Source organism: Nonomuraea sp. NPDC049784 (assembly GCF_040659615.1).
Classification (GTDB): domain Bacteria; phylum Actinomycetota; class Actinomycetes; order Streptosporangiales; family Streptosporangiaceae; genus Nonomuraea.
This window is the reverse complement of record NZ_JBFAMX010001094.1, coordinates 1-1,966: the sequence shown is the minus strand read 5'-3', so window position 1 is coordinate 1,966 and position 1,966 is coordinate 1. Positions and strand designations below refer to the sequence as shown.

Annotated in this window: 1 protein-coding gene; it reads right to left on the bottom strand. The window is 69.0% G+C overall.

Going from position 1 to position 1,966, the window contains the following annotated elements; translation table 11 throughout:
* Window positions 1–354: 354 nt before the first annotated feature.
* Window positions 355–1,569 carry a cytochrome P450 gene (locus AB0J09_RS63600; protein WP_360714063.1) on the bottom strand — a complete coding sequence of 405 codons (1,215 nt, stop codon included), beginning with the start codon at window positions 1,567–1,569 and terminating at the stop codon, window positions 355–357.
* Between the last annotated feature and the right edge of the window lie 397 nt (window positions 1,570–1,966).

Below are 1,966 nucleotides of genomic sequence, written 5' to 3'. Positions count from 1 at the left end.
TGCTACTCGAAGGATCACGCGATGGCCGTCTTCATTTCACGACGCCACGCCTGTGACCAGGCCAAACTCGTACACCACTCCCGCGGACGCAACCCGGACCGGTGGTCGCGACCCCACGTGGACACCCAAACTGGCGTGACCATTGACGGTGGGCCGGAAGCTCACACGTCCCTCGCAACGGCAAGGATCCGCTCATGCCGCGAGTCGCGCCCCTCTCGTCACGGCATCACCATGGGCGTGAACGGGCGCGGATCGCCGCCACGTTCCGAGAGTGCTTGTGCTGCAGCTGCCGGCTGGGAGCCGCAGCACCGTCACGCACGGAGAAGAGCTCAGGTGCTCACCTCGATGGCGTGGTCACCAGCGCACGGGGACTTCGCGCAGGCCGCCGACCACGAGGCCGTCCACCCGGTCCAGCTCCTCGACGGGCACGGCGAGTTCCAGGGAGGGCAGCTTGCGCAGCAGTACCTCCAGGACGACCTGCAGCTCGGTGCGGGCCAGGGACTGGCCGAGGCAGGAGTGGGCACCCGAGCCGAAGGCCAGGTGCGGGTTCGGGCTGCGGCTCAGGTCCATGTCGTCGGCTTGGTCGAAGACGCCCTCGTCGCGGTTGGCGGCGGCCATGCTGCAGATGACCGTCGTCCCGCGGGGCAGCACCGTGCCGCTGACCTCGATCTCGTCCTTCAGGTAGCGCGGCAGTCCGAAGCCGGAGTTGGCGTCGAAGCGCAGCGACTCCTCCACCGCGGAGCGCACCAGCGACGGGTCGGCCAGCAGCCGCTCCCAGTGGGCGCGGTCGGCCAGCAGCATGCTGACCATCTTGCCGATCATGTTGGCGGTGGTCTCGTGCCCGGCGACCAGCAGCGCCATGCCGGTAACCAGCAGCTCCAGGTCGGACAGGCCCTCACCTTCGGTGGCGCTCTCCTTGATCAGCTCGCTGAGGAGGTCGTCGCCCGGCTCGGCACGCTTGCCGGCCACGTGGTCGGACATGTACTGGAAGAACGCGGCCTGGGCGGCGTCGATCTCCGCCTGGCCGAACTTGGTGAGGTTGAGCAGCGTGTCGGACCAGTAGGCGAAGCGGTCCCGGTCGGCCGCGGGGACTCCGAGCAGGTCGCAGATGACGTACACGGGCAGCGGGAAGCCCAGGGACGCCTTGAGGTCGCCGGGCCGGCCACGCTTGACCATGTCGTCGATGAGCTGCTCGGCGATCTCCGTCATGGCGGGCCGCAGGGCGGCCATGCGCTTGGCGGTGAAGTACTTGCCGATCAGGCGCCGCCAGCGCAGGTGTCCCTCGCCGCTGTCGGGGATGATTGCCGCCATCTCGCTGCCGAACAGCCCGCCGTCGTCGTTGGCCGACAGCCGGGCCGCGTCGGGGGCGTTCAGCAGGCGGGTGAAGCGAGGGTCGGCCAGCACCTGCTTGACGTCCTCATAGCGGGTCAGCAGCTTGGCCTCGTCGCCGCTGGGCAACTTGATGCGCGCCACCGGGCACCCCTGGCGCAGCTCCGCCCACTCCGCGGGCGGCTCCAGCGCCGCCTCACTCGGCATCGGGTAGTTCAGGACCTGCTCGCTCTGGCTCATGCGGTATCTCCTCGGAAGAGTTTCATGGGTGCCACCCCAGGCGGGGTGAGCGGCCTTGTTGCCGGGGCGACGCGGTCGGCGGAGGTATGGCCGGTCAAGTGCGCGTCCTTTCGATCGGAGCGGGCGACGGCGCGCTCTGGCGATGTAGGCCCAGGCCATGCGGGTGACGTGCGGTAATGACCGGACTATATCGTCCGGTTGTTACCGTAGCTCTTGCCTTCAACGCGTGTCGAGCGAGAACCGGGAGCTTGCGGCCGACGAACCGGACGATACAGTCCGGTTGCTACTGTAGCTCCCATGTCCCACGCGCGCCGACCCAACAGAGGCCCCAGCGCCGCGGCCGAGAACCGGGCGGCGTTGATCGCGGCGGCCCGCGAGCTGTTCGCGACCGACGGAT

Excerpts from the sequence above, each read along its gene's own strand:
- AB0J09_RS63600 (WP_360714063.1), bottom strand. The coding sequence starts at position 1,569 with ATGAGCCAGAGCGAGCAGGTCCTGAACTACCCGATGCCGAGTGAGGCG.